Raw genomic sequence first — 26,910 nt, forward strand, 5'->3', positions numbered from 1 at the left:
AACGCCGGGATTACCTTAGTCACAGGTTTGGCCAACAGGCAAGCCTTACCTAACCGTGTATTGAGGCTCACAAGTAGGGCAAGGCTAACCTTACTTCGAATTCTGGTGTAGCGTCGCTGATCATGAGCGCTTCATCCCCCGATGCCGTCACCGCTGCCCTGCGCGACATTCTGCAGGATGACCTGCAGGTCGACCTCAGTCGGGTGACGCCGGAGTCGCGATTGGTCGACGATGTCGGTTTGGACTCGGTGGCCTTCGCGATCGGAATGGTCGCCATCGAAGATCGGCTCGGCGTGGCGCTGTCTGAGGAAGACCTGTTGAACTGCGACACGGTCGGCGATCTGGAAGCCGCTATTCGGGCGAAAGCCCCCGCCGACGCGTGAGCGCGCTGGCGAACGCGCTGACGCGGGCGATGACCGGGTCGGAACACGACCTGGTGGTCTTCGACCCGGACGCCGCGACCTGGCGTCGCCATCCCTGGACGGAGGTGCACGCCCGAGCGGAAAGCCTCGCCGCCCGGATTCTCGACGGCGACCACGACGGGGCGGTCGGGCTGGTCGGTGAGCCTACGGCTGAGCTGGTCGCGGCCATCCAGGGCGCTTGGCTGGCCGGGCGCAGCCTGTCGATCCTGCCCGGACCGGTGCGCGGCGCCGAACCCCGGCGATGGGCTCGGGCCACGCTGGATCGCTTCGTCCGGATCGGAGTCGGCACGGTATTCAGTCACGGTCCGGTGCTGGAACTGCTGCGTGCCGAGGAAATCCGCGGTGGCCCGGCGGTGCTCGATGTCGCTGCGGCAGCCGCCACCGGGCGTTCGATCGACCCGGTCGTAGCGGCTCCCGACGTGCCCGCGGTATTACAGGGCACCGCCGGGTCCACCGGTACTCCGCGCACCGCCATGCTGTCGCCCGCGGCGGTGCTGGCCAATATCTCGGGCCTGAGCGCCCACGTCGGCGTCGACCCCGCCGATGACGTCGGCTGCAGCTGGCTGCCGCTCTACCACGACATGGGTCTAACCTTTCTGCTCAGCGCGGCGGTGACCGGATCGCCGCTGTGGCTGGCGCCCACCGCGGCATTCGCCGCTTCGCCGTTTCGGTGGCTGAGCTGGCTGCACGACAGCCGCGCCACCCTGACCGCCGCGCCGAACTTCGCCTACAGCGTGATCGGTAAGTACGCGCGCCGGGTTCCCGAAGTGGATCTGAGCCGGCTACGGGTTGCCATCAACGGTGGCGAACCGGTCGACTGCGCCGGATTGCAACGATTCGCCGTCGAACTCGCCAAGTACGGGCTGGACCCCGGTGCCCTCACCCCGTCCTACGGCTTGGCCGAAGCCACCTGCGCGGTGACGGCGCCGACGCCCGGAACCGGACTGCGTTACGACGAGATCGTCGGCGCCGCCGGCGATGACACCGTGCGCCGCCATGCCGTGCTCGGCAAGCCGATCCCCGGAATGCAGGTCCGCATCACCCCGGTAGCGCAGCGGCACGACGAGCTCCCCGAGCGTGAGGTCGGCGAAGTCGAGATCCGCGGCACGTCGATGATGACGGGCTACCTGGGCGAACCGGCCCTGGATGACGACTCCTGGTTCCCCACCGGCGATCTGGGCTACTTCACCGACGACGGACTGGTGGTCTGCGGCCGGGCCAAGGAGATCATCACGATCGCCGGACGCAACGTCTTTCCCACCGAGATCGAGCGGGTCGCGGCGGAGGTGCGCGGCGTCCGCGAGGGTGCGGTAGTTGCGGTCGGCACCGACGGAATCCGCCCGGGATTGCTGATCGCCGCGGAGTTTCGCGGCCGCGACGAGGCCGGGGCCCGCGCCGAAGTGATCTCCCAGGTCGCCTCGCAGTGCGGGGTGGTCCCCGCCGACGTGGTGTTTCTGGCACCGGGGTCGCTGCCCCGGACGTCGTCGGGCAAGCTGCGGCGACTGGAGGTCAAACGGAGCCTGGAGGTGATGAAGTGACCGAAGCGACCACCGGGTCCGACATCGACGCCTATCGCGCCCTGCTGGACGAGGCGTTCGACCAACGGGTCGCCGAGTGGACCGCCCAGGCCGAAGCCACCGAGCGATTTCCGCGCGCGCTGATCGAGCACCTGGGCCGTAGCGGCGTGTTCGCCCAGAAGTGGGCCAACGGCCCGCACCCCGATGTGGCCAAGCTGGTGGCCTTGGCGCTCAAACTGGGGCAGCTGCGGTCGGCCGGCATCGGAGTAGGGGTGAGCCTGCACGATTCGGCCATCGCGATCCTGCGCCGGTTCGGGCGCTCCGAATACCTGCAGAACATCTGTGCGCAGGCCATCGCCGGCCAGTCGGTGCTGTGCATCGGCGCATCGGAGGAGTCCGGCGGGTCGGACCTGCAGATCGTCGAAACCGAAGTTCGTTCCCGGCGTGACGGTTTCGAGGTGCGTGGCCGCAAGAAATTCGTCTCGCTGTCGCCGATCGCCGACCACATCGTGGTGGTCGCCCGCGGCGTGGACCACGACGAGAACAGTCGGCACGGCAACGTCCTGGTCATCGCGGTCCCCATCGCGCAGGTGCACGTCAACGAGCCCTACCGCAAAGTGGGCGCCGGGCCGCTGGACACCGCCGCGGTCGACATCGATACCTGGGTGCCGGCTGACGCCCTGATCGCCCGGCCGGGTACCGGCCTGGCTGCGATCTCCTGGGGGCTGGCGCATGAGCGCATGTCGATCGCCGGGCAGGTCGCCGCATCGTGTCAGCTGATACTGGGGCTCACCCACGCCCGGATGATGCGCCGCCGACAGTTCGGCGCCACGCTGTTCGAGCATCAGGCGCTGCGGATGCGGGTGGCCGACCTGCAGGCCCGTGTCGATCTACTCCGCCACGCACTCGACGGCGTCGCAGTCAAGGGTCGGCTCGATTTGCGCACCGCCGCGGCCATGAAGGTCACCGCGGCCCGTCTCGGCGAAGAGGTGTTCTCCGAATGCATGCATATCTTCGGTGGCTCGGGCTACCTGGTCGATGAGACACCGATCGGGCGCTGGTGGCGGGATATGAAACTGGCCCGCGTCGGTGGCGGTACCGATGAGGTGCTCTGGGAACTGGTGGCCGCGGGAATGCGGCCCGACTACGACGGCTACGCCGAGCTGTTCGACAGCGGGTCGTCGTCGGGGTAGCGCAGCACCGCGTACAGCGCCATCTTGCGATACCCCATGTCATGCTCGCCGAGGAACGTGCCGCCCACATACTCGGCCAACCGGCGCATCGCGGTATTGCGGTATTCGGGCTCGAACATCATCCGCCGGCACTGGGGTTCCAGGTCGAACACGCTGTTCATGACGCGCGGCAGCAGAATCGCCGCGAAACCACGATTGACCGCTGCGATGTCGGCGACGGCCCCGTGCATACCCAGATCGTGCGGGTGGGCGGCGTAGTACTTGGCGATGGAATCCTTTGCGGCCCGGTATAGCTCGATATAACCGTTGTCCTGTCCGTGCCGGCTGACGATGAGCGGCCGGGTGAAGCTACCCGCGACCTGGGCGCTCAGATAGGCATGCCAGCGCTCCGGCGGCCAGGCGGACTCCCACGTTTCGGCCAGGTGTGGGCGGTTCATCCACTCGGAGAGCATCTCGGCGTCGGCGTCCGGGTCGGCGACGCGGATCGCATAGGGCTCGGCGAGTACCGGTACGGGCGGTGCCGGCACACTGCGAACCTCGTCGGAGATGTCCGTCAGCTCGCGGTGCAGGATGGTGGCGGCGTCAGTCATAACGAGCAGTCAGCTTACCCGACCGACCCGTCGAGTAAGTGAGGATAGGGTAACCTAGGTTGACTTGTCCGGGGCCCGGCCCCATGGCACGACGGCGGCTGACCGTTGGCGAAAGGACCGTGATGGCGCGCGGCTTGCAGGGGGCGATTCTGCGGGGCTTCGGCGCCCGCGACCACACCGTGACAGTCCTCGAGGTCAGTCGGATCACTCCGCACTGCATCCGGGTCTGGATGCATTCGTCGACGCTGTTCACCGAGGCGACGGTGGAACCCTGTGCCTGGCTGCGGTTCTGGTTCCCCGACCCGGACGGCTCCGACACCGAATTTCAGCGGGCCTACACCATCGCCGAAGGCGACGCCGATACCGGACGCTTCGCGATCGACATGATGTTGCACGAGCCGGCCGGTCCGGCGACCCGGTGGGCCCAAACCGTCGAACCCGGAGCGACCATCGCGGCGGTCTCGCTGATGGGCTCGTCGCGCTTCGACGCGCCCGACGACGACGCACAACCCGCCGGGTATCTGCTGCTGGGCGACTCGGCGTCGATCCCCGGGATCAACGGCATCATCGGCACCGTCGCGCCCGACATCCCGATCGAGCTCTACCTCGAACAGCATCACGACGACGATCTGCTCATCCCGTTGCGGGAGCACCCACGGCTGCGGGTGCATTGGGTGCCGCGCCGTGACGCGACCTCGCTGGCCGCGGCGATCGAATCCCGGGACTGGTCGGACTGGTACGCCTGGGCCACCCCGGAAGCCGCGACCCTCAAAGCTGTGCGGGGACGGCTGCGCGACGAGTTCGGTTTCCCCAAATCCGAGATCCACGCGCAGGCCTACTGGACCGCGGGCCGCGCCATGGGCACCCAACGCGACACGTCGGAATCGGCGTCGACTCCGCCGCCAGCGGACACCAGTGCGACTGACGTGCCCGGTGAGCGCAACGTCAACGTGAAGGGCGAATGGCGCGCACAGGCCGCTGGCCGGCTGCTGGGCGAACTGCGGATACCGCTGATCGTCTCCGGCGTGCTGCAGGCGCTGATCACCCTGCTGCAGCTGGCGCCGTTCGTGTTGCTCGTGGAGCTGGCCCGACTGTTGGTGTCCGGTGCCGACGAGTCGCGCTTGTGGACGTTGGGGATCGCCGCGCTCTCGCTGCTCGGCCTGGGCACGTTACTGGGTGCCGGTCTGACGTTGTGGCTGCACGTCGTCGACGCCCGCTTCGCCGGTGCACTGCGGGCTCGGCTGCTGAGCAAGTTGGCCCGACTACCGTTGGGCTGGTTCACCGCTCGCGGATCCGGCTCGATCAAACAGCTGGTCGCCGACGACACATTGTCGCTGCACTATCTGGTGACCCACGCGATCCCCGATGCGGTGGCCGCGGTCGTTGCGCCGGTGGCGGTGCTGGTCTATCTCTTCGTGGTGGATTGGCGGGTGGCGCTGGTGCTGTTCGTGCCGGTGCTGGTCTATCTGGTGTTGATGTCGGTGATGCTGACCCAGTCGGGGGCCAAGATCAGTCAGGCGCAGCGCTGGGCCGAGCGGATGAACGGCGAAGCCGGCACCTACCTGGAGGGCCAGCCGGTGATCCGGGTGTTCGGTGGGGCCGCCGCCTCGACCTTCCGTCGCCGGCTGGACTCCTACCTCGAGTTTCTGGTGTCCTGGCAGCGCCCGTTCATCGGCAAGAAGACGGCCATGGACCTGGTCACGCGCCCGTCGACGTTCCTGTGGTTGATCGTGCTGACCGGTACCCCGTTGATCGTTACCGGGCGGATGGCCCCGGTGAGCTTGCTGCCGTTCCTGTTGCTGGGCACCACCTTCGGCGCCCGCCTGCTCGGTATCGGACTGGGCGTCGCCGGTATCCGCGGCGGCATGTTGGCGGCCCGCCGCGTGCAGACCGCCCTGGACGAACCCGATCTCGCTGTCGGTGCCCAGCGCGATTCGGTCGGCACCGATGCGGCGGGCACGGTGCGCTTCGAGGCGGTCACCTTCGGCTACCGGCCCGGGGTCCCGGTGATCCGGGACGTGTCACTGACCCTGCAGCCGGGCACGGTGACCGCATTGGTCGGGCCGTCGGGATCCGGCAAGTCCACGCTCGCCGCACTACTGGCTCGGTTCCACGACGTCGAGTCCGGGTCGATCACGGTGGGCGGGCACGACATCCGGACGCTGACCGCCGACGAGCTGTACCGGCGGGTGGGATTCGTGCTGCAGGACACCCAATTGGTGCACGGCAGCGTGCGCGACAACATCGCGCTGGCTGTCCCGGAAGCGACCGACGAACAGGTAGAGGCCGCCGCCCGGGCCGCTCAGATCCATGACCGAATCCTGCGACTGCCGCACGGCTACGACACCGTGCTCGGGGCGGCTGCGGCGCTCTCGGGTGGCGAACGGCAACGGCTTACCATCGCCCGCGCCATCCTGGCCGACACCCCGGTGCTGATCCTGGACGAGGCGACCGCGTTCGCCGACCCCGAATCGGAGTACCTGGTTCAGCAGGCACTGAACAGCCTGACCAAGGACCGCACCGTGCTGGTGATCGCTCATCGGCTGCACACGGTCACCGGGGCCGACCAGATCGTGGTGCTCGACCACGGTGACATCGTCGAACAGGGCCGTCACGACGAACTGCTGGCCGCCGGGGGGCGCTACCGACAGCTGTGGGACACCGGGCGCAGTGCGGCCCCGGCCGGAGCGGAGGCGATCCGATGATGCGCACCCTGATCCAGCTGATCCCGCGGGAGCGACGCAGCCAAATATTCGGTTACGCGGCGTTGACGCTGCTCTCGGTGGCGGTGCGCGCGGCCGGAACCGTGCTGCTGGTGCCGTTGGTGGGGGCGTTGTTCTCCGACGCCCCCGGCCGGGCGGTGGGCTGGCTGGGCTGGCTGACGGTAGCGACCGTCGGGGGCTGGCTGGTTGACTTCGCCTGCGCCCGAATCGGATTCGATCTGGGATTCGCCTTGCTCGATCGCACCCAGCACGATGTGGCCGATCGTCTGCCCGGTGTCCGGCTGGACTGGTTCACCCCTGACAACACCGCGGCCGCCCGACAAGCGATTGCCACGACCGGCCCGGAACTGGTCAGCCTGGTGGTCAATCTGCTGACTCCGCTGATCAGTGCGATTCTGTTGCCCCCGGCGATCGCGCTGGCACTGCTAGGGGTGTCCTGGCAGCTGGGCCTGGCCGCCCTCGGCGGGGTGCCGTTGCTGCTGGGGGCGCTGTGGGCCTCCAACCGGCTCAGCGCCCGCGCCGACTCCGCCGCCGGTGACGCCAACACCGCGTTGACCGAACGGATCATCGAGTTCGCCCGTACTCAACAGGCACTGCGGGCGGCGCGCCGTGTCGAACCCGAGCGCAGCACCGTCGGGCAGGCGCTCAGCGCCCAGCACGGCGCCGCGATGCGACTGTTGCTGCTGCAGATCCCGGGACAGCTGTTATTCAGCCTGGCCAGCCAGGGCGCGCTGATTCTGCTGGCCGGTGCCACCACCGTGCTGACCGTCACCGGCACACTCGGCGTTCCGGAGGCCATCGCCCTGATCGTCGTCGCGGCGCGCTACCTGGAACCATTCACCGTCATCGGTGAACTGGCGCCCGCGCTGGAATCGACCCGGGCGTCGCTCGAGCGGATCCGTAGTGTCCTCACCGCGCCGGCGGTGACGGTCGGATCCGTTCGTGCACCGCAGGGTTCCGCCGCGCCGCGCATCGAGTTCGACGACGTCACCTTCGGTTACGACCCGGCGGGATCGCCGGTGCTCGATCGGGTCAGCTTCACCCTCGAGGCGGGTACCACCACGGCGATCGTCGGGCCGTCCGGATCCGGTAAGAGCACGATCCTGGCGCTGATCGCAGGATTACACGAGCCGACCGGCGGCCGGGTGATGCTCGACGGGGCCGACGCGGCAGAGCTGGACGCGCCGTCTCGGCGGGCGGTCTGCAGTGTGGTGTTTCAGCATCCCTACCTGCTGGACGGCACCATCGTCGACAACATCCTGGTCGGCGACCCCGACGCGGATGCCGAGACCCTCGAGCAGGCCGTTCGGCTCGCCCGCGTCGACGAACTGGTTTCCCGGCTGCCCGACGGCGCCGACAGCCGGGTGGGGGAAGCCGGTGGGGCGCTCTCCGGTGGTGAGCGTCAACGGGTCAGCATCGCCCGCGCCCTGCTCAAACCGGCACCGGTATTGCTGGTCGATGAGGCGACCAGTGCGCTGGATACCGAGAACGAGGCGGCGATCGTCGCCGCGCTCAGTGCCGAACTGCGCTCGCGCACCCGGGTGATCGTCGCGCACCGGCTGGCCAGCATCTCCCAGGCCGACCGGGTGCTGTTCATCGACGGCGGCCGGGTGATCGAAGACGGCACGATCGATGAATTACGTGCTGCAGGGGGGAGATTCGACGCGTTCTGGCGCCAGCAGGACGAGGCCGCCGGATGGCAGATCAACGCCGTCTGATTATGCGATCATTCCAGGTGTGCACGCCGAGGATGATCCCGAAGCCCGGATTCGGGAACTGGAGCGCCCGCTGTCCGACTTGGCCAGGGCCACCGAGCTGACCGGCGCGTGGGCCCATGCCGAAGGGCGGTCGCCGGACTTGCCGGGCAACCGGCGCGGAGCAGCCGTAGCGTTGCGTGCGATGGCCGCGGCGCTCGTGATGGTCGCCGCGGCTGCGGTGTTCCTGCTCTCACGCGGGTCGACGAGTACATCTACATCGCCGGGGACCGTCACGATGCCGGGCACGACCACCTCGGGACCGTCGGAATCCGGCTCGATGATCGTGCCGGCGCCGCCGGCCGTGGCCGTCCCGGCACCCGAGACCCGTACCACGGTCACCGTCACCGGGGCCGGCGAGACCAAGACGATGGACTGCACTGGCAAGTTCGTCTCCGTCAACGGCGTCGGCAACACCGCGGTGCTCACCGGTGACTGCGCCGGGCTGGCGGTGGCGGGGATCGACAACGTCATCACAGTCGACGCGACACCCACGATCACGGTATCGGGTTTGAGAAACCGGGTGGTCTACCGGTCGGGGCAGCCCGAGGTGCGGACCTCCGGGCTCGACAACACCGTCGACCGCGGTTGACGCGAGGCCGCCGCTGGCGTGGATGATCCTGGCAGGTGTGACCGCGGCGTCACCGATGCCGGGTCAGGCCGCGGCGTTCGTGGCCGACCGGCTCCGAGGCCCAGTACTCGCGCAGGCTCGTGATCCGGTCCCCGTCGAACTCCAGGATCGCGACCTCCCGCATCCGCTTGCGCACGCCCTGCACCCGGTCGTCGAAGGTGGCCTCCCACTCGGCGATCACCGTGGTGCCGTCGGTGGCGGTGTAGAGGTTGAGCAGCCGGGCGTCGATGTCGCCCTGACCTTCGACGACTTTGCGCTGCCAGTAGTCGCGGATCCCGGCGCGGCCGCGGATCGGTTCGCCGAGCACCCGTTCGTGATAGGTCGCGTCGGCGGTGAAAACCGTGCCGATGAGCTCGGGGTCCTGCTGCATCCAGGCCCGTAGATAGGTGTCGATCGTGGTGCGCACATCGGTCATGGGTAGCAGTGTGACCCCGGTCGCGGTCCCGCTCTCGTCGAACGGGTGACCAGCGCGAAGGAACCGCCGGAAATACGCGCTCAGCGCACGTTCGGCGCAGCTACGGTTCCCGGACCGGCGACAGACGCCCGGATTTCCGGCCCGCCCCGGGTGGGGGTAACCTAACCCAAAGAAATTAGGGCAGCCTTTACTAACACTTGCGAGGGGATCGGATGGCCGTCGACGACACCTCGGCCGTCGAGCCGTTCCCGCGGTGGATCGCCCGCTTCCCGGGCCCCGGTGTCCCGACCCTGGTGTTCCCGCACGCCGGCGGATCCGCGGTGAACTACCGCCCGCTGGGCATGGCGCTGGCCGACGGAGCCGACGCCTACATCATGCAGTACCCGCATCGCGCCGACCGGTACCGCGAGCCGCCCGCCCTGACCATTCCCGAACTGGCCCGCGGCCTGTTCGACGCCGCCCCCTGGCACCGACTCGGGCCGCTGCGCCTGTTCGGGCACAGCATGGGGTCGCTGGTGGCCTTCGAGTTCGCCCGGATCGCCGAAGAGAACGGTATCGAGATCCAGCGCCTGTGGGCCTCGGCCGGCCCGGCGCCGGGACTGGTGGCCGGACTGCGCAAGGTACCCACCGGCGACGCCGACCTGCGCGCCGAACTGGCCGGACTCGGCGGCACCGATCCGCGGATCCTGGCCGACGAGGAGTTCCTCGCCCTGATCCTCGCCCCGGTGCGCGCGGACTACCTGGCCTTCAACCGCTACCGGTGCGCCCCCGAGACCACCATCCGTGCCGACGTCAATGTGCTCGGCGGACGTGACGACGACCGGATCAGCACCGATCTGCTGGAACGCTGGGCCGACCACACCACCGGCGCCTGCACCGTGTCGCTCTACGACGGCGGACACTTCTACCACTACGAGCACATCGATACCCTGGCGAAGCGGATCATCGCCGATGACTGACCGCCGTGCGGATCCGGTCGTCATCACCGGACTCGGCCTGGAGGCGCCCGGGGGGATCGACACCGCCGATCAGTACTGGTCGCTGCTGGCCGACGGCCGCGAGGCGCTGAGCCCCATCCCCGAAGACCGCGACTGGGCGGTCGGTGACCTGATCGCCGGTTCGCACCGCGACGGATTCAAGCCGATCTGCAACTCGGGTGGATTCCTTTCCGGCGCAGCAGAATTCGATCCCGCCTTCTTCGGTATCGCGCCCCGCGAAGCCATCGCGATGGACCCGCAGCAGCGCGTCGCGCTGCGGGTGGCCTGGCGGGCCCTGGAGGACGCCGGCATCAACCCCGACGAACTCACCGGCCACGACGTCGGCGTCTACCTGGGCGCATCGGTCACCGGCTACGGACCGGACATGGCCACCTACACCGAACACAGCGGCCACCTGCTGCCCGGCACCGCGCTATCGGTGATCTCCGGCCGGATCGCCTACACCCTCGGCCTGGCCGGTCCCGCCATCACCGTCGACACCTCCTGCTCATCGGCGTTGTCCGCACTGCACCTGGCGGTGCAGGCCATCCGATCCGGGGATACCGACATGGCACTCGCCGGTGGTGTCTGCGTCATGGGCTCGCCCGGATTCTTCATCGAGTTCGCCAAGCAACACGCACTCTCCGACGACGGCCACTGCCGGCCCTACAGTGCCGCCGCCAGCGGAACGGTGTGGGCCGAGGGCGCCGGAATCTTCGTGTTGCAACGAAAATCGTCCGCGTTGCGGCAACGTCGGCACATCTACGGCGAAATCCTCACCAGCCGGCTCAACCAGGACGGGCACACCGCCGGACTGCTCACCCCCAGCGAGAACGCCCAGCGGCAGCTGTTCCGGCGCGCCCTGGCCGATGCGGATCTGCAGCCCGGTCAGGTCGGAATGATCGAGGGCCACGGCACCGGAACCCGCGTCGGCGATCCCATCGAACTGCGTTCGCTGATCAGCGTCTACGGTGCCGAGACGACCCCGGACACCGGACCGCGGCTCGGCTCGGTCAAATCCAACATCGGACACGCCCAGGCGGCTGCCGGAGCTCTCGGCCTGACGAAGGTGCTGCTGGCCGCCGAGCACCGGGCGATCCCACCCACCCTGCACGTCCGTGACGGCGGGCACGACGGCATCGACTGGGATGGTCACGGCATCACGTTGGCCGAAACCATCACCGCCTGGCCGGCGTCCGACGGCCGCCGGATCGGCTCGGTGTCGGCGTTCGGAATGAGTGGCACCAACGCACATCTGATCGTCGCGATGGACGACACCGAACGCAGCCGGGCGGCGATACCGTGCTGAGCAACCATCCGAGCACCCTGCCCGACGGCCGGATCCCCGTCCTGATCTCGGCGCATGCCCGCGACCTGGTGGCCGCCGAGGCCGGGGGACTGCTGGCATTCCTGCGCACCCGACCGGCCGGGGTAGCCGAGGTCGCCCAGACACTGCGGGCGACCCGCCCGGTACGCCGCTATCGCGCGGTGATCCGTGCCCGCGACACCGCCGAACTGGTCGACGGCCTGGACGCCGTCTACCGCGGCGCGGAACATCCGCTGGTGGTCCGCTCGCATCACCCCGAGCCCGCACGCATCGCGTTCGTCTTCCCCGGCCAGGGCAATCAGTGGCCGGGGATGGGAGCCGAGCTGTTCGGCATCGCCGCCTACCGCGCCGAAGCCGACCGCTGCCACGACGCGTTCCTGCGCGCCGGCCACGCGTCACCGCTGGGCTACCTGCGCGGCACCGATGACACAGACCCCGTGGTGGTCCAGGGTGCCCAGTTCACCCACGCCGCGGCGCTGGCCGCCACCTGGCGGCACTACGGCGTGCTGCCCGACATCACGGTGGGGCACAGCCTCGGCGAGCTCGCCGCCGCCTACACCGCGGGCGTGGTGGACCTCGACGCGGCCGTCGCCGTGGTGGCGGCCCGGGCACGGCTGACCGACTCGCTGGCCGATGCCGCGTCGGTTCGATTCGGCATGGCGATGATCGCGGTGAGCGCAGCCGCCGCCGAGGACCTGATCGCCGAAACCCCCGGCTGGCTGGAGCTGTCGGTGGTCAACGGCTCCGAATCGGTGGTGGTCTCCGGTGAACTGGCGGCGGTGCAACAGATTCTGCAGCGCGCGGGTCGCCGTGGTGTGTTCGCGCGTGAACTGCCGGTGCGCTACCCCGCTCACACCAGCGCCCTGGAACCGCTGCGCGAACAACTGATCGGTCAACTTCCCGACGCGCAATTCCACAGTGCACCGGTGGAATTCATCGGCTCGGTCCACGGCGGTCCGATCCCGCCCGAGACCACGTTCGCGCAGTACTGGTTCGACAACCTGCGCCGCCAGGTCCGGTTCGATCTGGCGACCGCCGCCACCACCGCGGGCGGTGCCACCACGTTCATCGAGATGTCGGCGCACCCCACCCTGCTCGTCGCACTCGGCGATGCCACCGGTGTCGCACGGGCGCTCGGCAGCACCGACCGCGACCGGCCGGCCGGCGAAGCACTCGCCGCCAATATCGCCGCGGCGGCCATCGCCGACCCCGGTTACCGCTGGCGGGATTTCACCGCCGCAGACCCGCCGGCGCGGCTGCGCCACTTCCCGCACGCGCCGATGCACACCGGAAAACTGTGGGCCGGTACCGAAACAGCATCGTCGCGACACCACACCCCGGTGACGCTGATCGAACGCTGGCTGCCGGTCACCGCGCCCGATCAGCACCCCGGGCGGGTCGCGCTGCTCGACTACACCGGCCACTCGCCGGACCTGACCGCCGACCTGACGGCGGCATTGCACGCCGTCGACGCCGACGTGGTGGACCCGGCCGACGCCGAACATCTGCTGCTGATCGCCCCGCCCGCCGACACCGTGGAGATCGTCGCGGCCGCCACCGAATTCGCCGGATATGCCGCCGCTCAGCGCAGCACGGTTCCCGGACCGAACGTGCGGCGGGTGTGGCTGATCACCCGCGACGCGGAGAGCATCGACGGCGAACCGGCTCCGCGCCCGACCGCCGCCGCCCTGGCGGCGCTGCACCGCAGCATCGGATTCGACTACCCGGACCAGACGTTCGCGCACCTGGACCTACCCGGGCGGCCCGCCATCGCGGACCTGGGCGCCGCAGTCGGGGCGCTCGGGTTGGCCGATACGGAGATCGCGGTGCGGGCCGGCCGGCCCGCGGTGCGTCGGTTCGTCACGGCACCGGGCACCACGACGGCTCCCGCGATCCCGGAGACCGTGGTGATCAGCGGCGGCACCGGCGCCATCGGAATGGCCTACGCGGACTACTGCGCCCGACACGGCGCCCGCGACATCGTTCTGCTCAGCCGCAGCGGCGGCACCGACACCACCGCCGGCCGGTTGGATGCGCTGCGCACGCGCACCGGAGCAAGCATCAGCGTGCTGCGATGTGATCTCACCGACGAGGCGTCGGTCGCCTCCGCGGTCGCACAGTATCGACCGGTCCCGGCCGGGCTGCTGGTACACACCGCGTCGGCCGAAGCAGTCGCGGCGGCGGAGATCACCGATCCGGCGGTCCGGGAAGCGTTCGGCGCCAAGGTGATCGGACTGGACAACCTGGTGCGGCACTGGCCGCTGCTCGACGACGCCCGGGTACAGGTGTGTTCGTCGGTGCTGGCGTTGTGGGGCGGTTCGGGCCACGGACTCTACGCGGCGGCCAACCGGATGGCCGACGTCCTGGTGGGACGACTGCGGGCACAGGGCCGCAACGCCGACTCGATCCGCTGGGGCCTGTGGCGCCGTGTGGCCGTGGTCGCCGGCGAGGAGAAAGACCGGATCGCCCGGACCGGTTTGACCCCCATGCCGCCGGACGCCGCGATCATCGCGGGGCTGGCGGCCGCGCCCGGCGATCCGGCGATCCTGACCGCAGACTTCGACCGGCTCGCGGTGTTCTTCGACAGCCAGGGCGTGCCTTCGCCGTTCGAGGAATCGCCGAGCGCGGTACCGGCCGGTGCCGCCGACACCGATCTGCCGATCGACGCGGTGGTGGCCGCAGAACTCACGGCGGTGCTGGGTCTGGCGAGCGCCGACGACATCGATATGCACTGCGCCATGGTCGATCTCGGCCTGGATTCGTTGCTGGCACTGGACCTGCGCAAGCGCTTGGGCCGCGTGACCGGTAAACGGGTGGCGCTCGGCCCGCTACTGGCCGGCATGACCGGAGCCCAGCTGACGGACACCCTGCGCGACGACGCAGCGCCGGTCGGGCGACCCGAAAGGACTGTATTCACCCATGACTGACACCGTCGACCGGGCAAGCGACGCGAACGAGCTGCGGCTGGAACTGCTGCGTCGCCGCCTTGCCGAACGCGGGCTGGCCGCTACATCTCCCGATGCGGACCAGGTGTCCGCATCGGCCACGATGAGCGACGGGCAGCGTCGGATGTGGTTCGTACAGGCCATGGACCCGGAGGGCACCGTCGCCAATATCTCGGTCTCCTATCGGCTGACCGGCCCGCTGGACGCCGCCCGGTTGGAAGCCGCGCTGGCCGCGGTCGCCGCCCGCCACCCGATGCTGCGCACCGTCTATGCCGTCGACGATGCGGGCGAACCCCACCCGCAGCTCGGGGACGTTACGCCGGCCTTCGCCTGGCACGACCTGACCGACCTGCCCGAACAGGCCCGAGAACTGCGGCTTGAGGTGTTGGCGCAGCGTGAGTTCGCCACCCCGTTCCGGTTGGACGCCGACGCCCCGCTGCGGCTCACCCTGGTCCGGGTCGGTGCAGACGAGCACGTCCTGCTGCTGGTGGCCCACCACATCGCGTGGGACGACGACTCGTGGGCGGTCTTCTTCGCCGACCTCACCGCGGCCTATCAGGACGTCGCGAGTTTCGCCGAGCGCCCAACCGTGACCGCAACCATCGCCACCACAGACGCCGACCACAGTGCCGACCTGACGTACTGGCGCACACTGCTGGCCGAACCGCCGGACCCGCTGGAGTTGCCCGGGGCACGCGGGTCAGCGGTCCCGCGCACCCTCCGCTCCGGGTTGTGTACCCGCGCGCTGTCCATCGAGATGATGGACGGGATCGCCGAACTGGCGCGGAGCAACGGCGCCACGCCCTACATGGTGATCGCCGCCGCATTGTCCGCACTGATCCACCGCTACACCGCCACGGACGATTTCCTGATCGCCTCACCGGTGCTCAACCGCACCCCCGGCTCCGAGGGGGCGATCGGCTACTTCGGCAACACCGTCGTACTGCGGGCCCGGGTCGACGCCGCCGAGAAGTTCACCGATCTGCTGGCACGCACCCGTGACACCGCGCTCGGCGCGTTCGAGCACCAGGGCATCAACCTCGACCGCGTGGTGCGCGAACTCAACCCGGATCGCCGCCACGGGGGAGTCGAACGTCTCACTCGGCTCAGCTTCGGACTCCGGGGAGCGAACTGGGACGCCTTCCGGCCGGACGGAATCACCTGCGCCCGAGCCGATTACCGTGGCAAGATCGCCCAGCTTCCGCTCGGCATCATGGTCGAGGCCGGTACCGACGGAGCGCTGATCGAAGCCGAATATCTGCATGACGTGCTCGACGAGACACTGGTGGACCAGTTACTGCGGCACCTGGTTCAGTTGCTGACCGCCGCGGTGGCACAACCCGAATCGGCGGTCGGCGAACTGGACATGCTCGGCGAAGACGACCGGGCATGGTTGGACACGGTCTCCCGCGGACCGCTGTTCACCCCGCCGGCCGAGGCACCGGCCACGCTGGGTGCGCTGGTGGCCGACCGGGCGGCGGTGACCCCGGACGCCATCGCGGTCGTCGACGACGACGGCCGTTACAGCTACGCCGAGGTCAACGCGCGCGCGAACCGGATCGCCCACCACCTGATCGCAGCCGGGATCGGCACCGAGGACAAGGTGGCGGTGCTGTTCGGGCGCTCGTTGGATCTGGTGGTCACCGCACTGGGCATCGCCAAAGCCGGCGCGGCCTACGTTCCCATCGACCCCGAATATCCGCCGGACCGCATCGAGTTCATCCTCGGTGACGCCCGGCCGTCGCTGGTGCTGCACGAACCGCTGACCGCCGACGACGTGGCCGGCCGGCCCGACACCGACCCGACCGACGCCGACCGGATCCGGCCACTGCGTCCGGAGAATCTGGCCTACCTGATCTACACCTCGGGCTCGACCGGGCTGCCCAAGGGCGTGGAGGTCTCCCACGCCCCGATCACCGAATACCTGCTCTGGTTCGGCGGCGAATACGGCATCGATGACACCGATGTACTGCTGCAGGTCGCCTCACCGAGCTTCGACGTGTCGATCGGCGAACTGTTCGGCACCCTGGGCAACGGTGCCCGCCTGGTGATCCCGCGCCCCGACGGACTGCGTGACATCGGCTACCTCACCGACCTGCTGCAGCGCGAAGGCGTCACCGCCATGCACTTCGTGCCGTCGCTGCTGGGCCTGTTCCTGTCACTGCCCGGGGTGAACCAGTGGCGCACCCTGCGGCGTATCCCGATCGGCGGCGAACCGCTTCCCGGCGAGCTCGCCGATAAGTTCCACGCCACCTTCGACGCACTGCTGCACAACTTCTACGGCCCCACCGAAACCGTGGTCAACTCGTCGCGCTACAAGGTGGAAGGCCCTCAGGGGAACCGGATCGTGCCGATCGGCAGCCCCAACATCAACACCACCATCTGGTTGCTCGACGACGCGTTGCAGCCGGTCCCGGTCGGGGTGATCGGCGAGATCTACATCGGCGGAACACATGTCGCCCGCGGATACTTCGACCGTCCGGGCCTGACCGCGGAACGCTTCGTCGCCGACCCGTGGACGCCCGGCCAACGGCTGTACCGCACCGGCGACCTGGCCCGCCGCAACGCCGCCGGGGATCTGGAGTTCATCGGCCGCGCCGACGACCAGGTCAAGGTCCGTGGTTTCCGGATCGAACTCGGCGAGGTCGCCTCGGCCATCTCGGTGGACCCCAGCGTCGGCCAGTGCGTCGTGGTGGTCTCCGACCTGCCCGGGCTGGGCCGCAGCCTGGTCGCCTACCTGACCCCGGCGGGGCCGGGCGCTGCCGAGGACACCGTCGAGGTGCCCCGGATTCGGGCCCGAGTGGCCGCCGCCCTGCCGGAGTACATGGCACCGGCGGCCTATGTGGTGGTCGACGACATTCCGATCACCGCCCACGGCAAGATCGACCGGGCCGCGCTGCCCGAACCGCAGCCGATCGAGGCCACCCCCTACCGGGAACCGCAGACCGAGACCGAACACCTGGTGGCGGAACTGTTTGCGCAACTGCTCTCGCGCGATCAGGTCGGCGCCGACGACTCCTTCTTCGAACTCGGCGGGCACTCGCTGTTGGCCACCAAACTGGTCGCCGCGATCCGCGCCCGCTGCGAGGTCGAGATCGGTATCCGCGAGATCTTCGAGGCCAGCACGGTGGCCCGGTTGGCCGCCGCGATCGACCGGGCGCCCGCCGCGCGCGACGGCGTGGCCGCGGCGGGTCGTCCACCACTCGTTGCTGTGTCCCGCTCGGGACAACAGCGGGTATCGGCCTCGCAGCTGCGCACCTGGTTCGCCTATCGGCTGGATCCGGATGCCACCGGAGACAACATCCCGCTGTCGGCGCGGCTCACCGGACCCTGCGACACCGCCGCCCTGATCGCGGCGCTGGGCGACGTGGTGGCCCGCCACGATGTTCTGCGCACCACGTTCGGTGAGATCGACGGTGTGCCCCACCAGGTGATCAACGCCCCGGCGGCGATACCGGTCACCGAATTGCACTGCCCGGAAACCGATCCGGTGAAGGTGGCGGAGTGGACCAAGGCCCGGCTCGACGAGCAGCGCGCCATCGCGTTCGACCTGGAACACGACTGGCCGATCCGTCCGGCCCTGCTGCACCTGCCCGGTGACGAGCGGGTGCTGTCGCTGGTGGTGCACCATATCGCCGCCGACCACTGGTCGGTCGAGGTGATCTTCACCGACCTGCTGATCGCCTACCGGTCGCGGACCGCCGGTTCCGCGCCGGCCTGGGAACCGCCGGCCCTGCAGTACGCCGACTTCGCGCACTGGCAGGGGGAGTTGCTGCGCGACGAATCCGGGCTGATCGAAGCGCAGCGCCGGTACTGGATCGAGCAGTTGGCCGGCCTGGCCGACGACACCGGCCCGCGGCCGGACTTCCCGCGCCCGGCCACCGCCAACGGGTCCGGCGACTCGGTCGCGTTCACCGTTCCGCCGCAGGTACGGGCCGGACTGGCCGCTCTCGCCCGCGACACCGGCGCCACCGAGTTCATGGTGGTGCAATCCGCGGTCGCGGTCCTGCTGCACCTGGCCGGCAGCGGCGACGACATCCCACTGGGTGTGCCGATCGCCGGACGCACCGACAACGCCCTGGACAACCTGGTCGGGTTCTTCGTCAACATCGTGGTGCTGCGAAACCGGTTGGCGGGCAACCCGACCCTGCGTGACGTGGTGACCCGGGCACGGGAGACCGCACTGGGTGCCTACGCGCACGCCGACCTGCCCTTCGATCGGCTGGTGGAAGCCCTCAACCCGGTCCGGACCCTGTCGCGCAACCCGCTGTTCCAGGTGGTGGTCCACGTCCGCGAAGCCGCCGACGTCACCCACGTCATCGAGACCGGGCCCGGCGGAGACCTGGTGTTCCGCACCGTGATGCCGACGTTCGACATCGCCCACGCCGACCTGTCGGTGAACCTGTTCACCACCGCGGGCGACGGCGAGGATGCCGGCTACGACGGGCATCTGATCTACCGCACCGATCTGTACGAACGCGCCACCGTGGCACGGCTGGCCGACTGGCTGGGCCGGGTGCTGGCCGCCATGGCCGCAGACCCGGGCCGGACGCTGCGCGAGATCAGCCTCGTCGACGACGACCAGCGCGCCCTCATCCTCGACCGGTGGAGTCGCGGCGTCGACATCCCCGCCGACGACCCGCGCACCATCGCCGACGTGTTGGCGCCCAGCCGGACCTACGACGGTGTGGCGGTGCGCTGTGCCGGTGCCGAACTGTCCTACCCGCAACTGCACCGACGCTCCGACCGGCTGGCCGAACTGCTGATCGCGGCGGGCGTGCAGCCCGGCACCCTGGTGGGTCTGTCGGTGCGCCGCGACCTGGACCTGCCGGTGGCGCTGGTCGGGATCATGAAGGCCGGCGCCGGCTACTTCCCGCTGGACCCGAGCTATCCGCGGCAGCGCCTGGAATTCATGATCGACGACGTCGCACCGAAGGTGATCCTGGTCAGTACCGGCACCCGCGAGGCGATTCCGGCACCGGACGGCGTCACACACGTATGCCTGGACGATCCGGCCGTGCAGGCCGAGCTCGCGAAAGAGCCGACCGGCGTGGATCTTCCGGTGCCGCATCCGGAAGACCCGATGTATCTGGTGTTCACCTCCGGTTCCACCGGTGTCCCCAAGGGCGTGCTGGGCACCCATCGGTCGATGAGTGCACGGCTGAACTGGCAGATCGCGCACTACCCGGTGGACGGCGCGGACATCCGGCTGGCCCAGTCGTCGATGACGTTCCTCGAGGGCGGCATGGAGATGCTGGCCGGGCTGGCCGCCGGGGCGACGCTGATCCTGGCCGACGACGACGAGTTCCGCGACCCCGAAGCGCTGGCCCGACTGATCGTCGATGAGCGGGTGGCGCAGGTGACCGCGGTGGCCAGCCTGATCTCGGTGCTGGCCGAATCGGACGACACCCTGCGCGGCCTGCGCCGCCTGGTGTGCAGCGGCGAGCCCGTCTCCGCCGATCTGCTCGCCCGACTGGGCGAGGCACTGGACCCGAGCGCCCAGCTGCTCAACAACTTCGGCGCCACCGAGACTTCCGGTGCGGCGGTGCGCGGCGAGTTGTCGCCGCCCACCCCCAAACTCGGCCGTCCCACCCCCGGATCGCAGGCCTACCTGCTCGACGACGCACTGCAACCGGTGCCGCCCGGGGTGGTCGGCGAGGTCTACTACGCCGGGCCGCAGATCGTCCGCGGCTACTGGAAGCGCCCGGAACTGACCGCGACCCGGTTCGTGGCCAACCCCTTCGCAGAACCGGGGTGCACCGGCTCCCGGCTGTACCGCAGCGGCGATCGGGCGAGGTGGACCGCCGACGGGGTGCTCGAGTTCGTCGGCCGCACCGACCACCAGGTCAAGGTGCGCGGCTTCCGGGTCGAGCTGGCCGAAGTGGAGGCCGCCCTGCGCGGAGCGCCCGGTGTGGCGGCCGCCGCGGCCCGGACCTGGGAGCAGCGGGGCGTCACCACACTCGCCGGCTACCTGGTGCCGGCCGGCCCGGTCGCCGATGCGGCGGAGTTCATCGCCTCGGTCCGTGCGGCGGTGGCCGCGACGCTGCCCGGCTACATGGTCCCGTCGTCGTTGACGGTGCTGGAGACCATGCCGCTCACCGACTCCGGGAAATTGAACCGGCCCGCGCTGCCGGCGCCGGCGGTGGCCACCCGCGGTCAGTCCGACCCGCCCGTCACGGCCACCGAACGTGCCCTGGCCGGAATCGTCGCCGACCTGCTCGGGGTCGAGGCGGTCGGGCGCAGCGACGGCTTCTTCGAACTCGGCGGCGACAGCATCCTGTCGGTACAGCTGGCGGCCCGGGCCCGCGCGGCCGGCCTCGACGTGGACCCGCGGATGATCTTCGAGCACCCGACGTTGGCCGAACTGGCCGCCGCCGTCGACCGGCGGGCCGCCGCGGGCGACACCACCGAGCCGGCGGACACGGCGTACGCCCCGATGAGCGTCTCGGGCCTGAGCAGCGACGCGCTGGCCGACCTGACGGCGTCCTGGGGTGATTCACCGTGACCGAGACCTCGCAACGGCCCGCCGCGGCGATCGAGGACGTCCTGGCGCTCTCGCCGCTGCAGCAGGGCCTGTTCTCGCTGGCCAAACTGGCCACCGACGACGGCGCCGCCGACGGCGACGGGCTGGACATCTACACCGTGCAGTTCGTCATCGACATCGTCGGCGCCGTCGACACCGCCCTGCTGCGACGCAGTGCCGAGGCGATGCTGGCCCGGCACGCCAACCTGCGGGCGTCGTTCTGGGACGTCGACCTGCCGCACCCGGTGCAGATCGTGCCGGTCACGGCCGTACTGCCGTGGCGGGAGGTCACGGCCGCGCCGGCGGACTACGAGGAGATCGCGCACACCGAACGCACCACGAACTTCGATCTCGCCCGCGGGCCGCTGCTGCGCTTCGTGCTGGTTCAGTCCGGCCCCGAGCAGTATCGGTTGATCCTCACCGTGCATCACCTGCTGCTCGACGGATGGTCGATGGCGGTGTTCTTCGACGAGATGGTGGCCATCTACCGGGCCGGGGGTGCCGACCCGCTGCCGCCGCCCCGCCCGTACCGCGACTACATCGGCTGGCTGGCCGGCCAGGACACCGCGGACGCCCTCGCCCAGTGGCGTCGCTATCTGGAACCGCTGAGCGCCCCGACCATCCTGGCCGGCGGCGAACGGGCCGCGGTGGGCGGCGCCGTGCCGCAGGTCCACGAGGTGGCGCTGGACTCCGATGCGACCACACGGCTGACCGAGTGGACGCGCAGCCACGGGCTAACGCTGAACACCGTGCTGCAGTTCGCCTGGGCGCTACTGCTCAGCCGGCTCACCGACCGGACCGACGTGGGGTTCGGTGCGGTGGTATCGGGCCGCCCGCAGCAGCTCACCGGCGTCGAAACCATGGTCGGGCTGTTCATCAACACGGTGCCGGTGGCCGCGACCCTCACCCCGGGTACCGGTGTGGTCGCCGGGTGTCAGGCGCTGCAGCGCGATACCGCGGCGATGCGTGACCTGGGCTACCTGAGCCTGTCTGCGCTACAGCGCGCCAGCACCAATGCGGTGTTCGACACCCTGATGGTGTTCGAGAACGCCCCGATCGGCTCGGCATCGGCCGGTGTCACCACCGCCGACGGGGTGCGCTTCATCCCGGTCACCGTGGAAAGCCTCACGCACTACCCGCTGACCCTGGTGAGCTATCCACCCCGCGACGGCCGGCTCACCGTACTGCTCGAAGCCCTACCGGATGCGTTGGGGGAACTCTCCATTCCCGATCTGGGACAGCGTCTCCTGCAGGTGCTGCGGCAACTCAGCGACCCGGCCCGGCCCCGGATCGCGGACCTCGACGTGCTGCTGCCCGCCGAACGGGCCCGCATCACCGAACCGGCACCGCCGCCGGCGACGACGGTGCCCGCACTGTTCGCCGCCGCGGTCGCCGCCCACCCGGACCGCCCGGCGCTCACCGGCGAGGACCGCAGCCTGACCTACGCCGAACTGGCCGCCGAAACCGGACGGCTGGCGCGGGCGCTGCGCGGGCGGGGGATCGGCGCGGAAGACCTCGTCGCCATCGCGCTGCCGCGCTCGCTGGACTCCGTCATCGCGATACTCGCGGTGCTGCAGTCCGGAGCGGCGTATGTCCCGATCGACATCACCCTGCCCGCGGCACGCATCGACTCGATTCTGCGCCAAGCAGATCCAGCGCTGAACCTGACCGTCGAACTGCTGGCCGAACTGCGCGCCGAGGTCGCCGAGGTCGCCGAGCAGGGGCCGCCGGCGGTCGCGATACATCCCGACTCGGCCGCCTACGTCATCTTCACCTCCGGTTCGACCGGGGAGCCCAAGGGTGTCGTCGGCACCCACCGGGCGTTGGCCTCCTACTTCGCCGACCACCGGCAGCGGATGTACGACCCGGCGGTGGCGCGGCTGGGCCGCGCCCTGCGCGTCGCGCACGCCTGGTCGTTGAGCTTCGACGCGAGTTGGCAGCCGCTGGTCGGTCTGCTGGGCGGGCAGTGCGTGCACCTGTTCTCCGCCGAGGAGATGCGGGACGCCGACGCGATCATCGACGGCATCCGCCGGCACCGACTCGACATGATCGACACCTCGCCGTCGATGTTCAGCCAACTGTTCGACGCCGGCCTGCTCGACGCCGGATCCGACCACCGGCTCAGCGTGCTGGCGCTCGGTGGCGAAGCCATCGCTCCGCACACCTGGGCGCGGCTGCGCAGTGCACCGGCGACCGCGGTGCACAACTGTTACGGGCCCACCGAGACAACGGTGGAGGCCGTCGTCGCCGCGGTCTCGGACACCGATGTCCCGATGATCGGGGAAGCGGTGCGCGGCATGAGCGCCCACGTGCTGGACTCCCGACTGCGCGAGGTACCCGACGGCGTGGCCGGTGAGCTGTATCTGGCCGGGGCGCAGGTCACCCGCGGCTACCTGGGGCGCACCGGAGCGACCGCGGCCCGCTACGTCGCCGACCCGTTCCGCTGCGGTGGCCGGATGTACCGCACCGGGGATCTGGTCCGCCGCCGCGGCGACGGCCGACTGGTGTATCTGGGCCGCGCCGACGACCAGGTCAAGGTGCGCGGCTATCGGGTCGAGATCGCCGAGGTCGAGACGGCGCTGGCGGCGGCGACCGGGGTGACCGCGGCCGCGGTGCTGCCCGTGCAGGCACCGACCGGAACCCGGCTGGCGGGTTTCGTCACCGGTTCCGGGGTCGACACCGCCCGGGTACGGGCCGAGATCGGTGCCCGGCTGCCGGCCTATCTGATCCCGGCCCGGATCACCGCGGTGGATTCGATGCCGTTGACCCCCAACGGAAAGCTGGATTCCGAGGCGTTGCTGGCAATGGCGGGACCGTTCGCCGACGGTGGGGCCGAAGCAGCCACCGACACCGAACGGACACTGGTGCAGGCGCTGGCCGAAGTGCTCGACGGTGCTACTCCCGGAGTGGAGACGGACCTGCGGGAACTGGGGTTGGACAGCATCGTCGCACTGTCGATGGTGCGCGCCGCCCGTCGGCACGGATTGCCGTTGCGTCCACGGACGGTATTGAGCTGCAACACGATCCGTGACATAGCTGCCGCGCTGGACAGCGAAGCCGACGAATCGGTGCAGCACGGCGACCCGGCCGCCGACGTCGGGCCGATCCCGTTGCTGCCGGCCGGCCGCTGGCTCTACCAGCACGGCAGCCCGCGCAGGTTGGGGCAGGTCGAGGCGGTCCGCCTGCCCGACGACATCGAGCCGCAGCGGTTGCGTGACGCGCTGGCCTCGATCGTCGCCGCGCACCCGGTGCTGCACGCCCGGCTCGACCGGGCCGAGCTCACCCTGCACCCGACCGAGCCCGGCGACATCCTGACCGAGGTCGCCGTCACGGAGGTCGACCGGACCGCGGTCACCGAACACGGCGTCCGCCTGCTGGAGAGCCTGGATCCGCAGGCCGGCGTCATGCTGCGCGCAGTGTGGCTGCGCCCGTCCGGCGAGGCCGGCGTCCTGCTGCTCGGTGGGCACGTGCTGGCGCTGGATCCGGTGTCGTGGCAGGTGATCCTGGGTGAGCTGCACGCCGCGCTGGCCGGGGCGGAGCCGCTGCCCGAACGCAGCGGTTACCGGCGCTGGGCGACCGCGTTGACCCGGCGCGCGCAGACCCTGGACACCGAAGCGTTCTGGACCGCGCAACTCGCCGGCGACGACCCCCGGCTGGGGGCCCGCCGGGTCCGACCGGACACCGACCGTGCCGGCGATCTCACGGTCGCGGTGCACGTCGCCGACCCGGCTCTCACCACCGCACTGCTGGCCGCACAGGTCCCGATGCACGATGTGCTGGTGGCGGCGGCGGCGCGGATGATCACGGCCTGGCGCGGCCGGCGCGGGCAGGCCGCAGCGGAGCCGCTGCTGGCGTTGGAGACCCACGGGCGTGCCGAAGACCTCGTGACCGGAGTGGACGCCGCCGACATCGCCGGGCTGTTGACCGCGATCTATCCGCTGCGGGTGGCTCGGGCCGACGCGGCCGGGGTGGCGCGGGCGGTGGCGGAGATCCCCGGCGGGGGAATCGATTACGGCCTGCTGGCCTACCTTCGGGCCGATACCGCAGAACGGCTGGCCGGCTATCCGGGGCCGCAGCTGCTGCTGAATTATCTGGGCCGTGTCGACCGCACCGCCGACGGCCCGGCCCTGGCGCCCGACCTGATCGCCGGGTTGCCGTCGGTGCCCGAACCCGACCAAGCCGTGCGTCATGAACTGGGCATCTTCGCCGCGGTGGCCGACCTGGGTGCGGGACCGGCGTTGATGACACAGTGGCGCACGCTGCCCGATATTCTCGACGACGCCGAGATCAGCGAACTGCAGACCCTGTTCACCGACAGTCTGGGCGAGTTGGCGGAGGAGCTGCGATGAGCACACTTGCGGTGGTGGGAGCCGGCGCCAAGGCGGTCGCGGTGGCGGCGAAGGCCGCGGTGCTGCGCGACATGGGGGTCGCCGCACCCGAGGTGTTCGCCGTCGAACGTACCGAGGTGGCCGCCAACTGGCGGGCCTCGGGCGGCTGGACCGACGGCGCGCACCGGCTGGGCACCAGCCCGGAGAAGGACGTCGGATTCCCGTACCGCTCGGCGCTGGTACCGGGCCGCAACGCCGAACTCGACGAACGCATGACGCGCTACGGCTGGCAGTCCTACCTGATCGCCACCGGGCAGTTCGCCGAGTGGGTGGACCGCGGCCGGCCGGCGCCGACCCATCTGCGCTGGAGCCAATACCTGCGCTGGGTGGCCGAGGCGGTGCGGCTCAACGTGATTCCCGGTGAGGTGGAACGACTCGGCGTCGACGGCGCCGGCTGGGTGCTGCGGACCCGCGAGACCGAGGTCGCCGCCGACGCCGTGATGATCACCGGGCCCGGCCAGGCCGAGAAGTCGATCCTGCCCGGCAATCCGCTGGTGTTGTCCATCGCTCAGTTCTGGCACCGGGCCGCGGCGGATCGGATCACCGCGGAACGGGTGGCCGTCATCGGCGGCGGTGAGACCGCCGCATCGATGCTCAACGAACTGTTCCGGCATCGGGTTTCGACCATCACCGTCATCTCCCCGCAGGTCACCCTGTTCACCCGGGGGGAGGGCTTCTTCGAGAACACATTGTTCTCCGACCCCATCGACTGGACGGCGCTCACCCTGGCCGAACGACGCGACGCGCTGGCCCGCACCGACCGCGGGGTGTTCTCGGCGCGGGTGCAGGATGCGCTGCTGGCCGACGACCGGATTCGGCACCTGCGCGGCCGGGTGGCCCACGCGGTGGCCCGCGACGGGCGGATCCGGCTGACGTTGAGCACCAACCGCGGCGGCGAGAACTTCGAGACCGTCCACGGCTTCGATCTGGTCATCGACGGTTCCGGCGCCGACCCGCTGTGGTTTGTGAACCTGTTCGGCCAGGACACCCTCGACCTGCTGGAGCTGGGACTGGGCGGGCCGCTGACCGGGGACCGGCTGGCCGAAGCGATCGGCCACGACCTGGCGGTCACCGGGGTGGCCCCGAAACTGTTCCTACCCAATCTGGCCGGGCTGACCCAGGGCCCGGGATTCCCCAATCTGAGCTGTCTGGGGCTGTTGTCCGATCGCGTGCTGGGCGCCCATCTCGCCCGCACCCGAGCGACGTCCGCCACGTTACCGATACCGAGGAGATCCGATGAGCACCAATCCCTTTGACGACGAGAACGGCAGCTTCTACGTGCTGGTCAACGACGAGGAGCAGTACAGTCTGTGGCCGACCTTCACCGACGTGCCCGCGGGCTGGCGGGTGGTCTACGGAGGCGAGCAGGGCGCTGCGCGGGCGGCCTGCCTGGAGTACGTCGAGCAGCACTGGAACGATCTGCGGCCGAAGAGTCTTCGTGATGCCATGGCGGCCGAACAGGCCTAGCCCGACGGTGTCGACGACGTCGGGCAGGCCGGTCCCGA

14 protein-coding genes and 1 pseudogene are annotated in these 26,910 nt (G+C 70.1%); 13 read left to right on the top strand and 2 right to left on the bottom strand.

Going from position 1 to position 26,910, the window contains the following annotated elements:
• Positions 1-101: 101 nt before the first annotated feature.
• The 3 genes and pseudogenes from RCP38_RS06785 to mbtN all read left to right on the top strand — a co-directional run.
• Positions 102-383, top strand: a pseudogene (locus RCP38_RS06785) (acyl carrier protein); the annotation flags it as partial.
• The gene (gene mbtM / locus RCP38_RS06790) at positions 380-1,960 is read left to right on the top strand and encodes a long-chain-fatty acid--ACP ligase MbtM (protein ID WP_308476356.1); all 1,581 of its coding nucleotides are present in this window, start codon (positions 380-382) and stop codon (positions 1,958-1,960) included. The pseudogene RCP38_RS06785 and the gene mbtM, both read left to right, overlap by 4 nt.
• Positions 1,957-3,132, top strand: coding sequence for a mycobactin biosynthesis acyl-ACP dehydrogenase MbtN (gene mbtN / locus RCP38_RS06795; RefSeq protein WP_308476357.1), 1,176 nt, complete (start codon positions 1,957-1,959; stop codon positions 3,130-3,132). Before mbtM ends, mbtN begins: the two co-directional genes overlap by 4 nt.
• On the opposite strand, the gene RCP38_RS06800 is transcribed toward mbtN, so the two are convergent.
• Positions 3,093-3,722, bottom strand: coding sequence for a GNAT family N-acetyltransferase (locus tag RCP38_RS06800; protein ID WP_308476358.1), 630 nt, complete (start codon positions 3,720-3,722; stop codon positions 3,093-3,095). The genes mbtN and RCP38_RS06800 overlap by 40 nt on opposite strands.
• A gap of 122 nt (positions 3,723-3,844) precedes the next feature.
• On the opposite strand from RCP38_RS06800, the gene RCP38_RS06805 reads away from it, so the two are divergent.
• The 3 genes from RCP38_RS06805 to RCP38_RS06815 are packed head-to-tail and all read left to right on the top strand — an operon-like array spanning position 3,845 to position 8,791.
• Positions 3,845-6,427: an ABC transporter ATP-binding protein/permease gene (locus tag RCP38_RS06805; RefSeq protein WP_308476359.1), complete on the top strand. Its 2,583-nt coding sequence runs from the start codon at positions 3,845-3,847 to the stop codon at positions 6,425-6,427.
• Positions 6,424-8,163 (top strand): ABC transporter ATP-binding protein, encoded by a 1,740-nt coding sequence (locus tag RCP38_RS06810; protein WP_308476360.1) that lies wholly within the window; start codon positions 6,424-6,426, stop codon positions 8,161-8,163. Before RCP38_RS06805 ends, RCP38_RS06810 begins: the two co-directional genes overlap by 4 nt.
• 19 nt (positions 8,164-8,182) lie before the next feature.
• Positions 8,183-8,791, top strand: a complete 609-nt coding sequence (locus RCP38_RS06815) for a DUF3060 domain-containing protein (protein WP_308476361.1) — start codon at positions 8,183-8,185, stop codon at positions 8,789-8,791.
• Positions 8,792-8,840: 49 nt separating this feature from the next.
• Here RCP38_RS06815 and RCP38_RS06820 read toward each other — a convergent pair whose 3' ends face one another.
• Positions 8,841-9,245 (bottom strand): nuclear transport factor 2 family protein, encoded by a 405-nt coding sequence (locus RCP38_RS06820; RefSeq protein ID WP_308476362.1) that lies wholly within the window; start codon positions 9,243-9,245, stop codon positions 8,841-8,843.
• A gap of 212 nt (positions 9,246-9,457) precedes the next feature.
• Between RCP38_RS06820 and RCP38_RS06825 the strand changes: the two genes are divergently transcribed.
• Genes RCP38_RS06825 through RCP38_RS06855 form a run of 7 tightly spaced genes read left to right on the top strand, consistent with a single transcriptional unit; the run spans position 9,458 to position 26,872 of the window.
• Complete coding sequence (locus RCP38_RS06825; protein ID WP_308476363.1) at positions 9,458-10,204, top strand: thioesterase II family protein; 747 nt, start codon at positions 9,458-9,460, stop codon at positions 10,202-10,204.
• Complete coding sequence (locus RCP38_RS06830; protein ID WP_308476364.1) at positions 10,197-11,531, top strand: beta-ketoacyl [acyl carrier protein] synthase domain-containing protein; 1,335 nt, start codon at positions 10,197-10,199, stop codon at positions 11,529-11,531. Before RCP38_RS06825 ends, RCP38_RS06830 begins: the two co-directional genes overlap by 8 nt.
• Positions 11,525-14,476 carry an SDR family NAD(P)-dependent oxidoreductase gene (locus RCP38_RS06835; protein ID WP_308476365.1) on the top strand — a complete coding sequence of 984 codons (2,952 nt, stop codon included), beginning with the start codon at positions 11,525-11,527 and terminating at the stop codon, positions 14,474-14,476. The genes RCP38_RS06830 and RCP38_RS06835 overlap by 7 nt, the downstream gene beginning before the upstream one ends.
• Positions 14,469-20,999 carry a non-ribosomal peptide synthetase gene (locus RCP38_RS06840; RefSeq protein WP_308476366.1) on the top strand — a complete coding sequence of 2,177 codons (6,531 nt, stop codon included), beginning with the start codon at positions 14,469-14,471 and terminating at the stop codon, positions 20,997-20,999. Before RCP38_RS06835 ends, RCP38_RS06840 begins: the two co-directional genes overlap by 8 nt.
• Positions 20,996-25,366: an amino acid adenylation domain-containing protein gene (locus RCP38_RS06845; protein ID WP_308476367.1), complete on the top strand. Its 4,371-nt coding sequence runs from the start codon at positions 20,996-20,998 to the stop codon at positions 25,364-25,366. Before RCP38_RS06840 ends, RCP38_RS06845 begins: the two co-directional genes overlap by 4 nt.
• On the top strand, positions 25,363-26,661 hold the full coding sequence (mbtG, locus tag RCP38_RS06850; protein WP_308476368.1) for an NADPH-dependent L-lysine N(6)-monooxygenase MbtG: 1,299 nt from the start codon (positions 25,363-25,365) through the stop codon (positions 26,659-26,661). Before RCP38_RS06845 ends, mbtG begins: the two co-directional genes overlap by 4 nt.
• Complete coding sequence (locus RCP38_RS06855; protein WP_308476369.1) at positions 26,642-26,872, top strand: MbtH family protein; 231 nt, start codon at positions 26,642-26,644, stop codon at positions 26,870-26,872. The genes mbtG and RCP38_RS06855 overlap by 20 nt, the downstream gene beginning before the upstream one ends.
• Positions 26,873-26,910 lie beyond the last annotated feature (38 nt).

Source organism: Mycolicibacter sp. MU0083, from assembly GCF_963378075.1.
Taxonomy (GTDB): domain Bacteria; phylum Actinomycetota; class Actinomycetes; order Mycobacteriales; family Mycobacteriaceae; genus Mycobacterium; species Mycobacterium kokjensenii.

Bases quoted from the DNA above. Each gene is read 5' to 3' on its own strand.
- RCP38_RS06800 (WP_308476358.1), bottom strand. From the start codon at position 3,722: ATGACTGACGCCGCCACCATCCTGCACCGCGAGCTGACGGACATCTCC.
- RCP38_RS06805 (WP_308476359.1), top strand. From the start codon at position 3,845: ATGGCGCGCGGCTTGCAGGGGGCGATTCTGCGGGGCTTCGGCGCCCGC.
- RCP38_RS06810 (WP_308476360.1), top strand. From the start codon at position 6,424: ATGATGCGCACCCTGATCCAGCTGATCCCGCGGGAGCGACGCAGCCAA.
- RCP38_RS06820 (WP_308476362.1), bottom strand. From the start codon at position 9,245: ATGACCGATGTGCGCACCACGATCGACACCTATCTACGGGCCTGGATG.
- RCP38_RS06825 (WP_308476363.1), top strand. From the start codon at position 9,458: ATGGCCGTCGACGACACCTCGGCCGTCGAGCCGTTCCCGCGGTGGATC.
- RCP38_RS06830 (WP_308476364.1), top strand. From the start codon at position 10,197: ATGACTGACCGCCGTGCGGATCCGGTCGTCATCACCGGACTCGGCCTG.
- RCP38_RS06840 (WP_308476366.1), top strand. From the start codon at position 14,469: ATGACTGACACCGTCGACCGGGCAAGCGACGCGAACGAGCTGCGGCTG.
- mbtG (WP_308476368.1), top strand. From the start codon at position 25,363: ATGAGCACACTTGCGGTGGTGGGAGCCGGCGCCAAGGCGGTCGCGGTG.
- RCP38_RS06855 (WP_308476369.1), top strand. From the start codon at position 26,642: ATGAGCACCAATCCCTTTGACGACGAGAACGGCAGCTTCTACGTGCTG.